Source organism: Hymenobacter convexus (genome assembly GCF_030580955.1).
Taxonomy (GTDB): Bacteria; Bacteroidota; Bacteroidia; order Cytophagales; family Hymenobacteraceae; genus Hymenobacter.
The window spans coordinates 731,542-751,032 of record NZ_JAUQON010000001.1 but is presented as its reverse complement, the minus strand read 5'-3'; the positions used below and the strand labels follow the sequence as shown (position 1 = coordinate 751,032).

At 65.8% G+C, this 19,491-nt stretch carries 13 protein-coding genes; 6 read left to right on the top strand and 7 right to left on the bottom strand.

All coding sequences use genetic code 11. The annotated features are described in order from the left end of the window. Positions 1-50: 50 nt before the first annotated feature. Complete coding sequence (locus Q4S41_RS03015) at positions 51-572, bottom strand: GNAT family N-acetyltransferase (RefSeq protein WP_305029616.1); 522 nt, start codon at positions 570-572, stop codon at positions 51-53. Positions 573-775: 203 nt separating this feature from the next. On the opposite strand from Q4S41_RS03015, the gene Q4S41_RS03010 reads away from it, so the two are divergent. Next, positions 776-1,504, top strand: coding sequence for an MOSC domain-containing protein (locus tag Q4S41_RS03010; protein WP_305029615.1), 729 nt, complete (start codon positions 776-778; stop codon positions 1,502-1,504). A gap of 12 nt (positions 1,505-1,516) precedes the next feature. Here the strand turns inward: Q4S41_RS03010 and dapF are convergent, their stop codons facing one another. Together dapF and Q4S41_RS03000 are read right to left on the bottom strand one after the other, a co-directional pair. Then, on the bottom strand, positions 1,517-2,317 hold the full coding sequence (dapF, locus tag Q4S41_RS03005) for a diaminopimelate epimerase (protein WP_305029614.1): 801 nt from the start codon (positions 2,315-2,317) through the stop codon (positions 1,517-1,519). 178 nt (positions 2,318-2,495) lie between these two features. Then, on the bottom strand, positions 2,496-4,316 hold the full coding sequence (locus tag Q4S41_RS03000; protein ID WP_305029613.1) for a peptidoglycan D,D-transpeptidase FtsI family protein: 1,821 nt from the start codon (positions 4,314-4,316) through the stop codon (positions 2,496-2,498). Positions 4,317-4,509: 193 nt separating this feature from the next. Here Q4S41_RS03000 and Q4S41_RS02995 point away from each other — a divergent pair, with 193 nt between their 5' ends. Further along, positions 4,510-5,394 carry a class I SAM-dependent methyltransferase gene (locus Q4S41_RS02995; protein WP_305029612.1) on the top strand — a complete coding sequence of 295 codons (885 nt, stop codon included), beginning with the start codon at positions 4,510-4,512 and terminating at the stop codon, positions 5,392-5,394. A gap of 85 nt (positions 5,395-5,479) precedes the next feature. Then, a complete protein-coding gene (locus tag Q4S41_RS02990; protein WP_305029611.1) occupies positions 5,480-6,433 on the top strand; it encodes a Ppx/GppA phosphatase family protein in 954 nt (317 codons plus the stop codon). Between the two features lie 107 nt (positions 6,434-6,540). Here Q4S41_RS02990 and Q4S41_RS02985 read toward each other — a convergent pair whose 3' ends face one another. Beyond that, complete coding sequence (locus Q4S41_RS02985) at positions 6,541-10,788, bottom strand: CARDB domain-containing protein (RefSeq protein ID WP_305029610.1); 4,248 nt, start codon at positions 10,786-10,788, stop codon at positions 6,541-6,543. Between the two features lie 315 nt (positions 10,789-11,103). Here Q4S41_RS02985 and Q4S41_RS02980 point away from each other — a divergent pair, with 315 nt between their 5' ends. The 3 genes from Q4S41_RS02980 (at position 11,104) to Q4S41_RS02970 (ending at position 15,045) form a co-directional block, all read left to right on the top strand. Continuing rightward, the gene (locus tag Q4S41_RS02980; protein WP_305029609.1) at positions 11,104-13,065 is read left to right on the top strand and encodes a sensor histidine kinase; all 1,962 of its coding nucleotides are present in this window, start codon (positions 11,104-11,106) and stop codon (positions 13,063-13,065) included. Between the two features lie 72 nt (positions 13,066-13,137). Further along, complete coding sequence (locus Q4S41_RS02975; protein ID WP_305029608.1) at positions 13,138-13,905, top strand: LytR/AlgR family response regulator transcription factor; 768 nt, start codon at positions 13,138-13,140, stop codon at positions 13,903-13,905. A 78-nt stretch (positions 13,906-13,983) separates the two neighbouring features. Next, complete coding sequence (locus tag Q4S41_RS02970; protein ID WP_305029607.1) at positions 13,984-15,045, top strand: Ldh family oxidoreductase; 1,062 nt, start codon at positions 13,984-13,986, stop codon at positions 15,043-15,045. Between the two features lie 8 nt (positions 15,046-15,053). Here Q4S41_RS02970 and Q4S41_RS02965 read toward each other — a convergent pair whose 3' ends face one another. The 3 genes from Q4S41_RS02965 to Q4S41_RS02955 form a co-directional block, all read right to left on the bottom strand. Continuing rightward, positions 15,054-16,460 carry an MFS transporter gene (locus Q4S41_RS02965; protein ID WP_305029606.1) on the bottom strand — a complete coding sequence of 469 codons (1,407 nt, stop codon included), beginning with the start codon at positions 16,458-16,460 and terminating at the stop codon, positions 15,054-15,056. 172 nt (positions 16,461-16,632) lie between these two features. Continuing rightward, entirely contained in the window at positions 16,633-18,396 is a 1,764-nt protein-coding gene (locus Q4S41_RS02960; protein WP_305029605.1) for a hypothetical protein, read from the bottom strand. 211 nt (positions 18,397-18,607) lie between these two features. Beyond that, positions 18,608-19,450, bottom strand: coding sequence for a murein L,D-transpeptidase catalytic domain family protein (locus Q4S41_RS02955; RefSeq protein WP_305029604.1), 843 nt, complete (start codon positions 19,448-19,450; stop codon positions 18,608-18,610). Between the last annotated feature and the right edge of the window lie 41 nt (positions 19,451-19,491).

Sequence of the window (19,491 nt, the reverse complement as noted above, 5' to 3'; positions counted from 1 at the left end):
CAAGCATGTAAACAGTAATATATCTATAAAATCCTGTTTTATGCATTGGATTATTCACCCAACAAACACTGCCACTCCACGGCGTCGGCCCAGCCATCGGCGGTGCGCAACCATTGCCGGCGCGTGCCCACGCGCCGAAAGCCCGCCGCCCGAAACAGCCTCATACTGCCTTGGTTACTGGCCCCGACGGTAGCATAAATCTGGTGCAGCCGCAACACCTCGCGGGCGTATTTCTGCAGTGACGCAAGGGCCTGGCGGGCGTAGCCGTGGCGCCGCTCGCTGGCCAAAATGGTAATGCCCACGCCGGCCCGCTGGTGCAACGGGTCGTACTCAAAAAGGTCGATGACGCCCACCGGAATCTGGCCAATTTCAGTAGTAATCACCTGGCGCAGCTGCCGCACTACGTATATATCCGTAGTGGCGTGGGCCAGGTACTCGCGCAGTGCGTGGCGCGACATTGGCGCCAGGGTGTCCGACACGCCCCAGATGTCGCGGTCATTCTCCAGTTGGTAGAGAAAATCGAGGTCGGTAGGTTCGAGGGCGCGGAGGCGGATGAGGGGCGAAACCGGCATTGGGGAGTGAGAATTTGGAAGAAGTTCGTCTGGTACGTCCAGAAGCGAGGCTGACGGGCTAAGCGCGCTACTGCACGAATTAGCCAAAGGACGCTAAAACCAACCGGGCATTCTACACCAAGCAGCGGCGGCCATTGCTTCCTAGCGATACTTTAATGGCCTCGTTTCCCGTTGGCACGCAAATCCTTTACTTTCTTAACGACATGCCTGCTCCACTACTCACCCTGCCGCTGGCTTCGCTGCAAGTGGGCCGCCCCCGCACCCTGGGCGAACCCGGCGCCACCAACCCGCTGCACCGAACCTGGACCACCGCCCTGCTGAAGGAGCCGATAACCGAACCGCAGTGGCTGTCGGAGCTGAACATTGACGGTGACGAGCAAGCCGACCTGCGCAACCACGGCGGGCCCGACCAGGCCCTCTGCGTTTATCCAGGCGTGCATTACGCGCACTGGAGTGCGCAAATGGACCAGCCAATGGTTGCGGGCAGCTTCGGCGAAAACCTGACGCTGGCGGGCACCTGGGCAGAAGCCGACGTCTGCATCGGCGACATTTTCCAGTTCGGGGAGGCCACGGTGCAGATTTCTCAGCCTCGCTCGCCCTGCTGGAAAATTGCTCGCCGCTGGCAGGCGCCGCTGCTTTCTCAGTGGCTGCAGGAAACCGGCTTCACTGGCTGGTATATGCGCGTGCTCGCGCCCGGCCGCATCCAGCTCAGCAGCAGCCTGGAATTGCTGGAACGCCCTTATCCCGAATGGACCGTGGCGCGCGCCAACAGCGCTAAGTACGAGCAGCGCCACAACCGGGCCCTGGTAGCAGCACTGGCCGCCTGCCCCGCGCTGGGCCAGCACTGGCTCCGCAAGATGCAAGGCCGCTTATCCGGCGCCCTACCTCTCAACGACGATGCCAACCGCCTGCAAGGCCCCAACGCCGAGTAGCCTTCAGAACACTCAGATTTGTCCTGAAAAAACCCGCACGGCCGGGCCGCTCAGCCACACGTTGGTGAAACCGCCGTCGGGCCGGGGCTCGAAGGAGACGGCCAGCTCGCCGCCGGGCGTGCGCAGGCGCACCGGCGAGGCGGCACCGCGCTGGGAAGCGGCCAGGGCCACGGCCGTGACGCCGGTGCCGCAGGAGAAGGTTTCGTCCTCCACGCCGCGCTCGTAGGTGCGCACGGGCCAGGGGTGGGCGGGGTCAGCGGGCACTTCCACGAAGTTGACGTTGGTGCCGGCGGGGTCGTAGGCTTGGTCGTAGCGGATGTCGTGGCCGGCGGCGAAGACGTTGAATTCAGCCAGCGTGGGGTGCTCTTCGGGGTCGAGGAAGTGGACGTGGTGGGGCGAGCCGGTGTGCAGGAACACGTCGCCCTCCTCCCCTACTTCGGCTTCCTGCGGGGCAGCCACGTCAATCATTTTGAGGCGCACGGTGCCGTCGGATTCTACGCGGGCATCGTGAGGGCCGTCCACGGCCAGGAAATGGGCCTGGTCCTGAATCACGCCCAGGAACTTGGCGAAGGCCACGAGGCAGCGGCCGCCGTTGCCGCACATGGAGCTGGGCAGGCCGTCGGCGTTGAAATACACCATCTCGAAGTCGTAGCCGTCCTTGTTGCGCAGCAGCATCAGCCCATCGGCCCCGATGCCGAAGCGGCGGTGGCAGAGGTGGGCAATGCGGGCCTGGTCGGTTTCGTCGAATTGGCGGGCGCGGTCGTCGATGATGACGAAGTCGTTGCCGGTGCCCTGGTATTTGTGGAATTGCATTTGAGTATTAAATATCTTCAATCGAAAAAGACTGTCATGCTGAGCGCAGCCGAAGCATCTCTACCGTGAGAGTAATTGATTTTACTGTTGCAGTAGAGATGCTTCGGCTGCGCTCAGCATGACGTTCCATAGCATGACGTTCTGCTGCAAAGAAACCGCCGCCCCAGCATTTCGTTCCTCAATGGCCCTGCTCAGCCAAATCGCCGCAACGCAGCCAGTTTTCCCAGCGCTTGCGCTTTTTGGCGACTTTGCCGCGCAGGTATTTTTCCATAATGAGTGCGGCACAAGGGGCGGCGGAGAGGCCCCCAAAACCCGCGTTTTCGATGTAGACGGCCACCACAATTTTTGGCTTTTCGGCCGGGGCGAAGCCGGCGAAGGTGGCGTGGTCGTCACCTTCGTCGTTTTGCACGGTGCCGGTTTTGCCAGCAACCGAAATACCTACGTCGTCGAGGTTGGCTAATTCGGCGGTGCCGCCGCGGCGCAGAGCCGCCACCATCCCGGGAATGAGCTCGGCAAAATGTATGCTATCGACCAGCGTGTGGTGCTGCTCGCGGAAGCGGGGCAGCGGGCCGCTGATGCCCACGCTGCGCACGAAATGCGGGATGTAGTAGTAGCCGCGGTTGGCGATGATGGCCTGCACGTTGGCCATTTGCAGGCCGGTGAGGTTGATTTCGCCCTGGCCGATGCTGAGGGAATAGATGCTGCCGTAGGTCCAGCCGCAGCGGCCGCGGCGCTTGTCGTAGTAGGCGGGCGTGGGGATGAAGCCGGGGCGCTCCTGCGGCAGGTCGACGCCCAGCAGTGTATCGAGGCCGAAGGACCGGACGTGCCGCGTCCAGGCGGCTAGGTTCAGGTGGCGCTGAGCGCAGGTATCGACTGGCTGCGCGAGGGTATCGGGTACGTTGTTCACCACGTTGCGCAATACTTGGTAGAAGTAGGGGTTGCAGCTGTATTTGAGGGCCTGGGTGAGGTTGCGGGCGTTGGGGTGCTCGTGCACGCAGTTGATGAGCGACTGGTCGCAACGAAAACCGGTTTCGGCCGTGATGCTACCCAATTGCAGGGCCACGGCCGCGTTCACCAGCTTAAACACCGAGCCGGGCGGACTGGCCTGCAGGGCGGCACGGTTGAGCAGCGGCATGTCCTCGCTGAGCAGCAGGGCACTGCGCTCGCGGCCCCGGCTGAGGGCGGTGATGGTGGCGGGGTCGTAAGTGGGGGCCGACACATAGCAGAGGATTTCGCCGGTGGCGGGGTCGAGGGCCACAATGTAGCCTTTGCGCTCGTGCATGATGCGCTCGGCGTAGGCCTGCAATTCGGTGTCGAGGCTGAGATGCAGGTCCTGGCCGGGGTGGTATATGGTGTCGGCGGCCCAGGTGCCGTGGGGCTGGTTCAGGGCGTCCAGCAGCGGGTGGTAGGCGCCGAAGCTGCCTTTCAGCAGGCCGTTGTAGTAGGTTTCGAGGCCGCCGTTGCGCAGGCGGTAGAAGCGGCCCCGCGCCAGGCGCTGCGCCTGGTAGAGGAAGGGCTGGGCGTTGGCATAGGCGTAGCCCAGCACGGGCGCGGCCACGTGCGTGGCGTAGTTGCGGGCGGTGTATTCGCGCAGCGTGAACCGGGGCCACTCGCGGCGGTGGCGGCGCAGGATGTCGTATTCGGAAGCCGTTAAATCGAGCTGCAAGGGCAATTCGCGGCGGCGCAGGTCGCGGCTGCGGTACTCAAAGGCGCTGTCGGGCCAGCCCAGCAGGCGGTTGAGGCGGGTGGAATCGAGCCGGCCCCAACGCGGCAGCACGAGCAGGTAGCGCGGGCCGGTATAGGCCAGCACCGAGTCGTTGCGGTCGAGAATGCGGCCCCGATGCGGCCAGAAGGCCGTCCGCTTCGGCGTGTAGGTTTCGGGCAGAAGAATAGCGCCCACGCCGGGCACGGGCGTGCGGCGCCACCACCACACCACGGCCAGGCCGATGAGCAGTAGAACGAGCAGTGCAGCTAACTTCTGGCGGTTGGCGGGCAGCATCCGGCAAAGCTAGTGTTCTGCCCGCAGGTGGCCGGGCGGGCTTCGCCTAATCGAATTGGAGAAGCCGCCAACGTGGCTGCGGAGGCGACCAACTGCTCTTTTAGCCTTCAGCGTTGCGGCAGGCAGTTGCTACGGCACCGTTGCCCAAACGTCCTGCCCTACCGGGCCTCGCCCCTACCTTTGCGCCCTGCTTATGTACGACTTCCTCACCACCTCCCCCTGGCCCGACTACGAGCTGATTGACTCCGGCAACTTCCAGAAGCTGGAGCGCTTTGGCAAATACATCTTGGCTCGCCCCGAGCCGCAGGCCATCTGGGACCCGCACCTGCCGCTCAAGGAGTGGGAAAAGGCCGATGCTGCCTTCGCCCGCGCCCCCGGCTCCACCGAAAAGGGCCAGTGGCGCCTCAAGCCCAGCATGCCCGAGCAGTGGGTCATCGCCTACGAGCGGCCCGATGGCCTGAAGCTGAAGTTCCGCCTGGGCCTGTCGTCGTTTAAGCACGTGGGCCTGTTTCCGGAGCAGGACCCCAACTGGCAGTTTATCTATAACCAGACGAAAAAGCGCCGCGCCAAGCTGCCGCGCGTGCTCAACCTTTTCGCTTACACCGGCGCGGCCACGCTGGCCGCCCGCGCCGCCGGGGCCGACGTGACGCACCTCGACTCGGTGAAGCAGGTGAACTTCTGGGCCCGCGACAACATGGAGGCCAGCCAGCTCGACGGCGTGCGCTGGCTTGTAGAAGACGCCATGAAGTACGTGCGGCGCGAGGTGAAGCGCGGCAGCAAATACCAGGGCCTCATCCTCGACCCGCCCGCCTACGGCCGCGGCCCGAATGGCGAGAAGTGGCAGCTCGAAGACGAGCTCAACGAAATGCTCAAGCTCAGCCAGCAGCTTCTCGACCCGGAGGACCATTTCTTCGTGGTGAACCTGTACTCGCTGGGCTTCTCGGCCCTGATTCTCGACAACCTGACCACCGCCATTTTTCCCGGCGAGAAAGCCGTGCGCGAGCTGGGCGAGATTTACCTGCACGATGCCGGGCAGCGGAAATTGCCGCTGGGCACGTTCTGCCGGTTCGCCACGTAGCGTGGACTTTTAGTCCGCGCCGGCCTATTAGCCGTATTGCACCACTGCTTCGCTAAACTCGCGGACTAAAAGTCCACGCTACTTCATGCACACACCGCACGCCCATCGCCGCGTCGCCCTCATCGACATGGGCACCAATACCTTTCACCTGCTTATCGTGGAAATGCCCACCCGGCCCGACGAAAAACCGCTGGTGCTGCTGCGCACCAAAGTGGGCGTACGTCTCGGCGAGGGTGGCATCAGCCAGGGCGTCATCGCGCCGGAGCCCTATGCGCGGGCCCTGCACACGCTGGCCGGCTTCAAGGAAGAAATGGAATTGCACGAGGTGGAAGAGGTGCGCGCCACGGCCACCAGCGCCATGCGCGTGACCAAAAACGGCCCCGAGCTGGTGCGCGACATCTTCGAGCAAACCGGCATCCAGGTCAACGTCATTCCCGGCGACCGCGAGGCGGAGCTCATCTGCGAAGGTGTGCGCCAGGCCGTGGACTTGGGCACTGAGCACCACCTGATAATGGACATCGGCGGCGGTTCCGTCGAGTTTATCATTGCCAACCAAGCCACCATTTTCTGGAAGCAGAGCTTCGAAATCGGGGCCCAGCGCCTGCTCGACAAGTTCTTTCCCGACCCCAGCGGCGTGTTTCCGGCCGCGGCGGTGGAAGCCGAGCAGCAATACCTCGGCACCGTTCTCGAACCGCTTATCGAAGCTGTGCGGCGCTACCAGCCGGTGAGCCTGGTGGGTGCCTCGGGCAGTTTCGATAGCCTGGCCGACATGCAGCTCGGCGAATTACGTACCGACGCCAACCTGCCGCCGCGCACCGAACTACGCCTGAGTAGCTTCCAGGAAAGCTACCGCCACCTGCTGGCCGGCAACCACGAGCAGCGCGTGGCCATTCCGGGCATTCTGCCGATGCGGGCCGATATGCTGGTGGTGGCCGCCGTGCTCATTGACTACGTGCTGGGCATCACGGAAATTACGCGCATCCAGACCTCGGCGTATGCGCTGAAGGAAGGCGTGCTGGCGGAAATGCTGGGTCTGTAGCCGCTGACTAACGGTCCTTCTCGCTAAAAAAGCCGGAGGCATTTCCCACGCGAATCAACGCGGGAAATGCCTCCGGCTTTTTTAGTGGCCGAATTACTCGGGCTGCTTTACTCCACCACCACCTTGCGAGTCAGCGTTTCGGCGCCGGCCTGCACCAGCAGGGTGTAGAGGCCCGGGGCCAGCCCGCGGGTGCTCACCTGCTGCTCCGGGGCGGCCGTGAGCGGCTGGGCGCGCACCACCTGGCCCAGGGCGTTGAGCAGCTGCAGGCGGCCGGTGCGGGCTTCGAGGCCGCTCAGGCGCAGGGTGAAGGCGCCGGTGGCCGTGGGGTTGGGGAACACCGTGAGGGCGGCGGCGTTGGTTTGGGGGCGGGTGCCGAGGGGCGTGAGGCCGATGGTGAAGGGGCCGGTGGGGTCGGCGCTGGCGTAGCCGCTCACGGCCAGGTAGTAGCGCTGGCCGGCGGTGAGGCCCGTCAGGGCCACGGTGCCCAGGCTGGTATTGGCGCCCGCGCTGGCGCGGCAGGCCACCTGCACAAACCCGGTGGAGCAAGTAGCGGCCGTGAACACGCGCACCAGGCCGGCCGCGTTGCCACTGAAGTACAGCGTGGGGTTGCTGACAGATGGCGTCCAGGTAAACCACGCATCCTTGGGCAGCTGCGCACCCGAGCAGGTGGGCAGCGAGTTCAGGATATCGCCGCCCCCGCTGGTGGTGCAGTTCGCGTTGGAAGCAGTGATTTGGCCGGTAAGGGCGAGGGCGCCGCAGGGCTCGTCGTAGGCCGGGGTGGGCTGGTCGAAGGTGATGGTCTGGGTGTTGTTGGCGGCGTTGCCGTCGGGCTGGCCGTTGGGCAGGCTGCCGGTCACGGTGAGGGTGTAGGTGCCGGCCTGCGTGAGGACGATGGGCGCCGTGAAGGCCAGCTGCTGGGTGGCGCGGTAGGCCAGGTTCAGGCCCGTGAAGGTTTGCGAGTTGGTGGCGGGCGTGGCGCTGTTATTCACCGCATAGCTCAGCGTGACGGACGTGAGCGGGGCCGTGCCGTCGTTACGAATGGTCACCGTGACGGGGTTCGTGCCGAGCACGGCCGGCGTGGCGGGGGCGTTGATGCTCAGTACGGCCACGTCGTTGGTCACCACGGTCAGCTCGTAGGCGCCGGGGTCGGGCAGGGCGGGGCGCAGCACGCCCACGATGTCGCGCGGCACGCGGGCCAGCAGCGCGCCGGTGCCCGTGCCGTCGAGGGCCGCGTTGAGGGGCAGCAGGTCGCCGGTGGCGGTGTTGGCAAACTGCGGGGCCAGGGCCACGCTGTTCTGGTCGTAGGCGGCGCTATTCACGGCGCGCCAGTTGGCGAGGGTGGCCTGGTTGGCGTTGTAGTAGCCGGTGTAGGCGTTGGTGCCGCTTACCGACAGGTCGTTGTAGTCGGAGGTGATGGTGGACGTGGCGGCCCCGAAGTACAGCGCGTACTTGCTGCCCGTGCCGCCACGCGTCACGCTCAGCAGGTTGTTGCGGAAATCAATCAAGTTGGCCACCCCCGTCTGGTAGAAGCCGTAGCAGACCGACGTGCCGGTGTAGGCCGCGTTGTCGAAGGCCACGGTGTTGTGGTAGTAGCGGGTGTAGCCGGTGCCCGAGTTGTAGAGGCCGTAGTCGATGCCCGTGCCGGTGAAGTTATACACCACGTTATTCACCACGTCGTTTTCAGTTCCCAGCGTGCCGCTGTTGGCCGTGTAGTAGATGCCGTAGGCGCTGCTGCCGGCCCCGCCCGTGGGCGCCCCGGTGAAGGTGTCGTGGATGCGGTTGCTTTCGACGGCCGACGACAGGTTGTTGAAGGCGTAGATGCCGTAGAAGGTGGTGGTCACCGACCGGTTCAGGCGGTGCACGTTGTTGCCGGTCACTCGCGCGCCGGCAGTGGTTTCCAGGTCGATGCCGCGCTGGTAGAAGTCGCGCACCTCGTTGCCGATGACCCGGATGCCGGTGGCCCGGCTGGCAGTGGCGTACCCTATTATCGCCAGCCCGCTATAGCCGCCGCTGATGAGGTTGCCTTCTACGCGCAGGTTGGTGGCGTTGCCGGACGGCACCAGCGAGCTGGAGCTGCTGGGGCCGCCGGGCACCAGCGAGATGCCCATGCAGCCGGCCGAAGTAGTGGACAGCGAACCCCGTATCACGCAGGCCAGAATCCGGTTGTTTTCGGCCGGGCCCTGCAGCTGCACGCCCGTGCCGTAGGTGATGGTTGCCCCCGGGGCGCCCGCCACATCAATGGTCAGGTTTTGCAGGGTCACGTAGTCGGTGTCGAGGAGCGAAATGGCTGCCGACTGCACGACCGTACCGACGTAGGTCAGGGTCTGCTTGCCGGCGCCGCCGTCCACCACCACGGTGTCGGTGGCGCTCACGCCAGGTATCACGCCCAAGATGAACGGGCCGGTATAGGGGCCGTTCAGCACGTTGAGGCGCACGGGGCCGCTCACGCCGCCGCCATTCAGCGCCGCCGCCGCCGCCCCGAAGCTGGCGAAGTTGGTGCCGCCCGTGGGCTGCTGCTGGTTGATGGTGTAGGTGCCGCGCAGGGCCGTGTAGAGCACCGTGGTGCGGGTGTTGTTCGTGGCGTTGGCGTCGGGCTGGCCGTTGGGCAGGCTGGCCGTCACGGTCAGGGTGTCGGAGCCGGCCAGCAGCGTGGCCGACGTGGTGAAGGTGAGGCTCTGGCTGGTGCCGGCGGCCAGGCCGCTCAGCGTGAAGGTCTGGGCCACGGGCGTCCCGCCGTTCAGCACGTACTGCAGCCGCACCGACGTCAGCGTGGTGCTGCCGTTGTTGAGCACGGTGGCCACCACCGGCCGCGCGCCCGCCACCACCGGCGAGGTAGGCGCGTCGATGCTGAGCACGGCTACATCGAAGGCCGGCGGTGTAAACTCGTAGGCGCCCAGGTCGGGCGCGGCGGCGCGGGCGGTGCCCGCAAAGTCCTGCGGCACGCGGGCGAGCGGCGTGGCCTTGCCGTCGAGGGGGCTGGCGGTGGGGCGCAGGTTGCCGGTGGCCGCGCTCACGAAGCCCGGCTCGGCGTTGGTGCTGTTCTGGTCGAAGGCGCTGCCGTTGGCGGTGCGCCACGCGGCAAACGTCGGGAAGCTGGCTAGGGCGTAGGCGCCGGTCACGAAGTTGGCGCCCTGCCCGCTCAGGTCGTTGTAGTTGCAGATGGTCGAACCCGTGGTGCCGTTGGAGAGAAATACGGCGAACTGCGGCATACCTCCGCCCCGGTTCACCCGCACGATGTTGTTGAGGAACTCCACGTTTGGCCCCAGCAGCTGGTAAAAGCCGTAGGCGCTGTTGACGGACGTGCTGGCGGGGTCCGTGATGTCGACGGTGTTGTGATAGTAGCGCGTGTAGGCCGAGCTGTTGTTGTAGAGCCCGTACACCCCGCCCGAGCCGGAGATGTCATACACCAGGTTGTTGATGACGTAGTTGGGGCTGGTGGCGGTGGCCGCCGTGCCCGTGCCCACGTAGATGCCGTAGGAGGTGCCGCCCGTGCCCGGTGCGAACGCGCCGTGCAGGCGGTTACGCTCCACGGCCGCGCCGCTGATGCCGGTGGTAAGGTAGATGCCGTAGTAGGTCGTGACCGAAGTCGCTGTGGGCCGCGTGGCCTCGTTGCCGGTCAGCTGCGGGGCGTCGAGGTAGCCCGCGTACAGCCCGTACTGGTAAAAGTCGCTCACCGTGTTGTTGCTGATGACCACGCCCGGCGTGGGCGCCGCCGCCGTGTTGCCCATGGCCACAATGCCGTAGTAGCCGCCCTGCACGGTGTTGCCCGTGATGGTCACGTTCTGGTTGGCCGTGGCGCCGGCGGCGGTGATGCTGGTGGTGGAAGCCCCCGACACGATGCCCGCGCAGTTGAAGGCCACGCCGCAGGTCACGGTGCAGTTGCTCACCACGTTGTTGTCGGCGTTGTTCACCAGCTGCACGCCCCAGCTGGCCGTGCTGCCGGCCAGGGCCGTCACGTTCAGGTTGTTGAGGGTGATGTAGTCGGCCCCGTCCAGCGTCATCACAGCCGGCGCGGCCGCCACGGTGGGCGTAAACTGAATGGTGCGGCCGTTGCCGTTGAAGGTGATGCGGTTCGTGGCGCTGCTGCCCGTGATGGCCGGCAGCCGCAGCTGCTCGGTGTAGGGCCCGCTGCTCACCGCAAAGGTCACGGGCCCGCTCACGCCGCTGGTGGTCAAGGCCGTGGCTGCCGCCCCGAAGCTGGCGTAGTTGGTGCCACCCGTGGGCAGGGCGCTGTTGATGGTGTAGGCGCCGCTGAGCTGGGCCAGGGCGGCCGGGCCGCTCAGCAGCAGCGCCAGCAGCGCGCCGCCCAAGCGGTACCAGCGGGCCGGGCGGGGCATCGTAGTTGTTTCAGACATAAGAGGGAAATGAAGTATGTTTTGGGCGAATAACACGCTGGCTAGCAACCGCTGCACTCCACACGCAAGCACCAACTGGGGCGGTTGCGATGGGCGCTCTTGCCGCACAAGGTAGCCCGGCCCCAATGCCGCCAAAATCGCCCCGGCGCGAGTCCGGCGGTTTCGGGTGCGAGTCCGGGTTTTCAGAGTGCGAGTTAGCTTTAAAGCCCATCCCGGCGCAGGCCTCACCCGCCGCCCGGCCGGGCAGGCACCCCGATTCAGGGTTTTCGGCCGCGCCACCGTATCTTGGGTAATCCCGCTTGTTTCGTTTTGTCCGTGCGCCTTTTTCGCCTTTTGTTTCTGCTGTTGCTGCCCTTCGGAGCCGGGGCCCAGGCGCCTCTCGACAGCCTGCGGCAGCGCCTGGCCACTGCGCCGCCCGACTCCAACCGCGTGCTGTTGCTCAACCACTTGTGCTGGCAAACCAGCACCTACAACGTGGCTCAAGCCCTCGCCTATGGGCAACAGGGCCTGACGCTGGCCCGGCAGCTGCGTTTTGGCTTGGGCGAAGTGTACCTGCTCAACGCCTTGGCCCGGGCCGCCTTCCTGCAGCACGACGAGCTGGCCGCCATTCGCTACTACCAGCAGGCCGTGCGCCGGGCCGAAAACACCCCCCGTGCCGACCGCCAGCTCATGCTGGGCCTCTTTGGCCTGAGCCGGATGGCCATTCAGCAGCAGGACTTTGCCGAAGGCGAAAAGTACGGCCGCCTGGCCATGGCGCACCTGCAGCGCCACCGCCCCGTGTCGCTCACCGACCAGGGCCTGGGCCAGTACAGCCTGGCCTCGCTGTACTACGGCTGGCTGCGCTCCGGCCAGCCCGCGCCCGACTCCGTCGACCGCCTCTGCACCCGCTACACCCGCCAGACCCTGGCCACCTTCCGGCGCCTGCCGCCCGACATCAACCTGGCGTCTTGCTTCGGCGACATGGGCAAGGTGCACGCCCTGCACCGGCAGTACGACTCGGCCGAGTACTGCTTCCAGGAGTCACTGCGGCTTTACCGGCGCTTCGGCGACCGGTTTGGCCAGTCCGATACCCACCTGAGCCTGGCCAGGGTGCTGCTGGCCCGCCACCGCCCCGCCCAGGCCGCCGCCCTGCTGCGCCCCGCCGTGGCCTGGGCCCGCCAGCTCAATGCCATTGGCCTCGAAGCCCAGGGCGACCAGCTGCTGGCCGCCGCCCTGGCCGAAACCGGGCAGGGCCTGGCCGCCTACCGCCTGGCCCACACCGGCCAGGCCCTGCTCGACAGCCTGCAATCGGCCGAGCGGCGCGAAACCCTGGCCCGCCTGCGCGTGCAGTTCGACACCGAGCGGCAGCAAAGCCGCGTGCGCGAGCTCACCCAGCGCAGCCGGCACCAGCAGCAGCAGGCCGCCCGGCAGCGGCAGTACCTGTGGCTGCTGGGCGGCCTGCTGCTGGCCGTGGCCGGCGGCCTGGGCGGGGCCGGCCTGCTGGCCTGGCGGCTGCGCCTGAGCCGGGCCCTGCTGGCCAATCAGAATGCCGAGTTGCAGGCCACCCGCACCGAGCAGGACCGCCTCTACGCCCTCATCGCCCACGATTTGCGCAGCCCCGTCGTCGCCTTCACCGCCCTGGCCGACCTGCTGAAGCGCTATGTGGAGCGCCACGACACGGCCCGCCTGCTGGGCCTGGGCGAGCGCATGCGCCAGGCCGCAGAGGGCCTGCGCGGCCTGCTCGACAACCTCCTCAGCTGGGCCCTCACCCAGCGCGGCGAGCTCACGCCCCAGCCCGAGCCCCTGGCCGCCGCCCCCCTGCTGGCCGAGGCCGCCGAGCTCTACCAGCCCGGCGCTGAAGCGGCCGGCGTGCGGCTGGTAGTAGCCCCCGATGCCGCCGGCCACCTTCTCGCCGACCGCAACATGACGCACACCATCCTGCGCAACCTCATCAGCAACGCCCTGCGCGCCACGCCGCCGGGCGGCACCGTCACCCTCACGGCCGGCCCCGCCCAGCCCGGCCAGCTCTGCCTGGCCGTGCGCGACACCGGCGCGGGCATGGACGCCACGCAGGTGCAGCGCCTGCTGGCCGAGGCGCCCTTGGCCCTGCCGGCCGGCCGGCGCAGCCCCACCGGCCTGGGCTGGCGGCTGAGCCAGTCGTTTGCCCGCGCCCAGGGCGGGCACCTCGGCCTGGTGAGCGCACCGGGGCAGGGCACCACCGTGGTGCTCACGCTGCCGGCGGCCGTGGGCGTGCCGGCGGGCGTGAACATTCCGCATTTGGCAGGGGAAGCGGTGTAGGGGCGGGCTACGTCGGGCGGGCTACGTACTTTCGGCAGCGTTTTGGTGGTTGCCGAAACCCTGGATAAACCTATGCCCGATTTAGCTATTCGCGTGCTGGTGGTGGAAGACGAGCCAATTTACGCCGACCAGCTGGAGCTATACTTGCAAGACCTGGGGTGCGAATGCATCGGCCCGGCAGCCGATGCCCGCATTGCCCTCTCCCTGTTTCGCACCGAGGCCGTGGATATGGTGCTGCTCGACGTGCACCTGCGCGGCCCGGTCGATGGCATCGAACTGGCCGCCCAGCTGCAGGCGCTGCGGCCCGTGCCGCTCATTTTCCTGACCTCGCGCGCCGACGACGAGGCGTTTGCCCGCGCCCGTCCGCTGGGCCCGGCCGCCTACCTCATCAAGCCCGTGGCGTTTGGCGCCCTGCAGCGCGCCATGGCGCTGGCCATCGACAGCTTCACGAGCGCGCCTGCGGTGGCCGGCGGGGCGGCGGCCGGGGCGGCCCTGGCAGCCCCGGCCGCCGCCCCGCCCCCCGATTCGCTGTTCATCAAGGAAAACGGTCTGCTGGAGAAAATCCGCGTGAGCGAGATTCAAAGCGTAGAGGCCGACAACAAGGTGTGCCGCCTGGTGCTGGCCGGCCGGGTGGTGGCGGTGCGTATGCCGCTGCGCGACGTGATGCGCCACCTTCCCCCCGACCGGTTCGTGCAAATCCAGCGCAGCTACCACATCAACCTCGACTACCTCCAGCGCTTCGACCCGGTGCGCAATCTGGTGCAGGTGGGCGAACAGCTACTGCCGGTGGGCGAAACCTACCACCACGAGCTGCTGCGCCGATTGCATAAACTGGATTAGGTTCCGGCCTTCCTGGTGCGCGCCCCTGGCAGCAGCACCGCAGGGCGTTTGCCCACATCCACCCGTAATTTCGCCGCCATGACTTTCTCCTACAGCCAGCTTTTCACCTTCACAGAAGCCGTTTTCCGCAGCATCGGCTGCTCCGACGAAGACGCCACTCTTGCCACCGAAACCCTGCTCTCGGCCGACCTGCGCGGCGTCGACTCGCACGGCGTGGCCCGCCTCGTGGGCTACGTGCGGCTGTGGGAGGCCGGCCGCATCAACGCCAGCCCCCGCGTGGGCGTGACCTACGAAACGCCCAGCACCGCCGTGGTGGACGGCGACGGCGGCCTTGGCCTCGTGGTGGGGCCTAGGGCCATGCGCATAGCCATCGAAAAGGCCCAACAGGTGGGCACCGGCTGGGTTTCGGTGAAGAACTCCAACCACTTCGGCATTGCCGGCTACCACGCCATGCTGCCCCTGGCCCACGACATGATTGGCGTGGCCATGACCAACGCCTCGCCCCTCGTGGCCCCCACCTATTCGCTCGACCGCCTGCTTGGCACCAACCCCATTGCCGTGGCCGTGCCCGCCGGCGAGCAGCCCGATTTCGTGCTCGACATGGCCACCACCACCGCCGCCAATGGCAAGCTCGAAATTGCCCAGCGCAAGGGCACGCCCCTTCCCGAAGGCTGGGCCCAGACCGCCGACGGCCAGCCCAGCACCGATGCCAACGCCGTGAAGAACGGCGGCGCCCTGCTGCCCTTGGGCGGCGCCACCGGCTCGCACAAAGGCTATGGCCTGGGCGCGGTGGTCGATATCTTCTCGGCCGTGCTTTCCGGGGCTAACTACGGGCCTTGGGTGCCGCCCTTCGTGGCCTTCCTGCAGCCCTCGCCCAACCCTGTGGGGCAGGGCCTCGGCCATTTTTTCGGGGCCATGCGCGTGGATGCGTTTCGGCCTGCCGACGAGTTCAAAGCCCACATGGACAACTGGATTTCGACCTTCCGCAACGCGCAGGCCGTGGAGGGCAAGAAAGTCCTCATTCCCGGCGACCCAGAACGTGAAATGGCCGCCGTGCGCCTGCTGGAAGGCATTCCGTTGCTGGATGCCGTGGTGAAAGACCTGGAAGGCGTGGGCGCGAAGTTTGGGGTGAAGCTATAGGGCACGTCTCAACTCAGGGCTGGCTGCGGTGCGACGACGGAGGCATTTGAGCCCTCTGACGTTGCCAGCGCCGGGTTCGACTCTTCCACGAAAAACCAGAAGAACGCCAGTGCCACCGCCGCCACGGCGGCCAACGCCAGGAAGCCCACCCGGTAGCCAAAGTGCTGCACCAGATACCCCGCGCCCACCGTGCTCAGCGAAGCCCCGATGCCCAGCGCGGTGGCAATAGCGCCTTGCACGAAGTTGAAGCGTCCGGTGCCCCGCGTGAGGTCGGCAATCATAATCACACTAATGACGCCGAAAATGCCGCCCGCCAGCCCATCGAGCACCTGCACGCCCACCAGAAAGTAGGCATTGCTGCTGAGCGTGTAGAGCACCCCGCGCACCGGCAGCACCGCAAACGCCAGCAGAAACACCGGCTTGCGGCCCGCGTCGGGCGCCCGCCGGCTCACCCAGGCGGCCACCGGAATCATCACCAGCTGCGCCACGATGATGCAGGCCGACATAAACAGCGCCGAAGCCTTCTGGTTGCTCAGGGCCAGCTTCTGGCCCACCAGCGGCAGCATGGCGGCGTTGGCGAAGTGAAACAATATCACCGCAATAGCAAAGCGCCGGATGCGCGGGTTGCCCAGCACCTGCCGGAAGCCAGCGGTTTGGGAGCCGGCTTCTTCGGGGGCTGACTCGGTTTCTGCCGGACTTTGAGCAGCGGCCGAACCGTTGTTTCCAGATGCAGTTGGGGCGTCTGCTGCGCCTTTTGCAACCGGCGCACTTTTCGTCGCCTCGATTTCGTCGGTCTTCGGGTCATCGCCTCCCTGGCCCCGGGCGAGGTCGTTGTCGATGTCCTTGGGGTTGATGCGCAGGGCCGACCAGCTACCCAGCGCGCACATCAGGGCCACGAGGTAGAAGATGCCATCGTAGCGCCAGTAGTAGCCGATGAGGCCGGCCAGCACGGCCGCCAGTACGTTGCCGCCGTGGTTCCAGGCCTCGTTGTGGCCGGTTTGCTGGGCGAAGCGGCGGTGCCCTACCAGCCCCAGCGTGATGGCCGCCACCACCGGCGCGTAAATGGTGGTGGCCGCCCCGGTCAGCATCTGGGTGGCATAAATGACGGGCGGCGACACAAACGTGACGGCCGCCACGCAGCTCACCGCCACCACCACCGAAGCCAGCACCAGCAGCCGCCGCTTGTGCGTGGAGGTGTCGACCAGCGAGCCGGCGGGCGTCTGGAGCAGCACCGCCACCAGCCCGGGCAGCGCCATGGCCAGCCCAATGCTCCCCGGCTGCCAGTGCCGCACCGAGAGCAGGTAAATGGCCAGGTACGGCCCCACACCGTCGCGCACGTCGGCCAGAAACAGGTTTAGCGGGGCCAGAGCGCGGATGCTGCGCCGCTTGCCAGCCACGGAGACGGAATGAGCCATGAAGCGTTTCGGCCTCGCCGGGCCGGGAATCAGGGTAAAAGATTTTGCTGCTTACCCTACCGCTTGGCTGACCCGCAGTGTCGAGGTTGCCCGCCTAGTACTCCCCTGTCTGGGCGAAGGTTAGCCCGACGGCAAAATCTTAATGCTCCGTCCGCTTGCCCATTTGCCCTTGTTAATCCAGCTGGGCCAGCTCGGCGCGCAGCTCGGCCATGGTGACGGGGTGAAAGTGCAGGTTTTCCAGGGGCTTTTCGGTTATGCTCGCCTCCTGCAACGCCAGGTAAGTCACCCCGTTTTCGCGCCGGAGCGCTACAACGGTGACGGGCTGCTTCAGCGGGGCGCTGTGAAACACCGCCGCTGCCTCCTGAGAAGAATAATCATCCGACACGATGCTGCGCCACTCTTTAAAGAACAGCTTCACCACGGCACCCTTCGGCCGGGCAACCTGATAATAGACGGTCCGGTTAGAAGCCAGCTTCTGGCTTCTAACAAAAGCATCGCAATTAATCCATTCCAGCTTTAGACTGCTCAACTCGTTGTACACGCCCTTTTCCGAAATAGCGGCGCGGGAGGTGTCGGTAAACTGCGTCCGGAGCCTCACCAGTTCCGCCGCGGCGCGCACCCGGGCCAGCGAATCGAAATAAGGCTTGTTGGCCCTATAGAGGGAATCGGCGGCGTGCTGCTTTTGCACCGCAATGAGTCTTGTCTGCTCTTCGCTTAGTTTGGCCAGGCGCTGGGTTTCGTTAATCCACTTGCCCATTTTAATGACAACCGGCCCGGTTTCCGGGAAGAAGATGGTAAAATGGCGGGCGGCTTCTACCGCTACCAATCGGTGCATCCGCGTTGATGGGTATTCCCGTTGCACGGCGGGCGCGTTCCAGCCGCCGAGTTGCGCGATGGCGGCCAGCACGTCTTTATTGAGCTGCTTGTCGGTCGTAGCGTCGCTGGTTTCGGTTTGGGTCCGGCCCACCACGCCGGTGGTATCGAGCACCAACCGGGCCTGCACCACCCGCAGGATGCGCTGCCCGGTTTGCTTGGAAGCCTCAATTAATACGGCTTTTTCGGCGCGCGTGATGCGGCGGGTGCGGCGCAATCGGGCGCGGGTGGCCTCAGCATAACCAATTTGAACCTCCAAGTCTTTCCGCAGCTGCTTATCGCCGCCTTCATAATCGGGCCACGAGGCGTGCGTGGCATCGCGCACCCTCCGGCGACGTAGCTGCCGCCCCTGCGGGCGCCGCATCGTGGCGGCGCGCCAAGCAGTTCCCGAAGCACTGGCCGCCAGCCTGAGCACACTATCAGCCGGGGGTACCGGGGGCTGCGGCAGCCGCCAGTCCACGGCCTGACCAGGCCCACTCATCACCCCTTCAAAAAGCCGCATGCCCGGCTTCTTCTCCTTGGCCGGCAGGCGCAGGTGCACAAAGGCGCCCGGCCGCAACGCCACCGGCCGCCCGTTGGCCGTGGCCGTGAGGTGCAGCATGCCGCCGGTTTCCAGCAGCTCCGGCCCCGAGGTGGTGCTGAGGCCCGCGAGCACCATGTCCGTAGCCGTGTAAAATTCCCGCAGCGTAAGCTGAACGGTAGCGCTGCTGTCGGACAGCGCCCAGGCATTGGCCGGCACCAGCAACTGAGTGCCTTGCGGGCCGGTCACCAACGTGTCGCGGTTGGGGCGAATAACAAACGTCTGAGCCGCCGGTAGCCCGGCTTCTAAAAAGCGGCGCAGCTCCGCCATACGCTCAGCGTCATTAGTTGCCGAGGCAATACCGTCCGCGGGCTCATCCGGCACATCGGCCAAGACCGTGGCGCCGTGTTTGATGCGCTGGGCGGGCCGTGGGCTGGCCACATGGTCGCTACGCCCAGCCACTGCGGAGTCAACCAGTGTTTGCGTCCCCATATCGGTCGCCTCGCGGGTGGTAGTGTCGGGCACCTGCGCCACACGACTCACCGTATCGGCAGCAACGGGCGCGGCCGTAGTAGCTGATTCTTGTTTTTCTTGTTTGCCACGTTCGCGACCGCAGCCCGACAGCAGCAAACAACTTAATGCAACCAGAAAAGGGTAAATTTTCAGCATACAAAAGACCTAAAAACGCGAATGGCGCGCCAACCAAAGTTAGCGCGCCATTCGCATTCTAAAACCAAGGGCTATAGCCCAATACCTATGACAGGCCGTGAGCCGAAGCCTGCGGCGCCAGCGCCGCAATAGCCTTCTCCTGGTTCAGGTACTGCGACGAATAGCCAGCGTCCGACTTGTTCAGGAACAAGCAAGTGCCACCGTTCACGGCATCAATAATCTGCGCGTACTGGTCCATGGGCAGGGCCGGGCAACCGAGGCTGCGGCCCAGGCGGCCGTTTTGCTTGATAAAGTCTTCGCTCACGTAATCGGCACCGTGCATCACCACCGAGCGGGCGGCGGCGTTGGTGTTGAAGCCCTCGTCCAGGCCCTGCAGGCGCAGGGAATGGCCGTGCTTGCCCTCATACTCGCTACCTGTGGCATAAAAGCCAAGGCTGCTCATGTTGCTCTGGTCGGTATTGGAGAAGTTAGTGGCTTCGTTTTCGCCGGAGTTATGGCCGTGGGCCACGAGGGTGTGGAACAGGATTTCGTTCTTAGCCAAATCGAGCACCCACAGGCGCTTTTCAGTGCTGGGCAGGTCAAAATCAACCACCGTCAGGGTCTGCTTGTCCTCGGCCAGTTTGCCAGCCTGGCGCAGGTTGAGGTAGCCGGTCATGGCCTTGGCAAAGGTTTCGAAGCGCAGGCCTTCCTGCTCCGCCCCGAGGGCGTTGTAGGTGGTGCGCAAGGTTTGGTCGAACTGGGCCTGGGGCGAGAAAGCAAACTTGATGTTCTGCATCTCACTGGGCGAGCTACCGGCCATCGACTTGGTTACCGGGCCAGCCATGGGCGTGGCCAGGAACAAAGAGGCCAGAAAAGGCAACACCCGACGGGCCAGGCGCTGACGACGCAAGGATTTCCGTTTCCGCTGAACTATGCTGGTCTGGTGCATGATAGTGAAAGAATTGCTGGTGAATAAACCCGTGTTTTGGC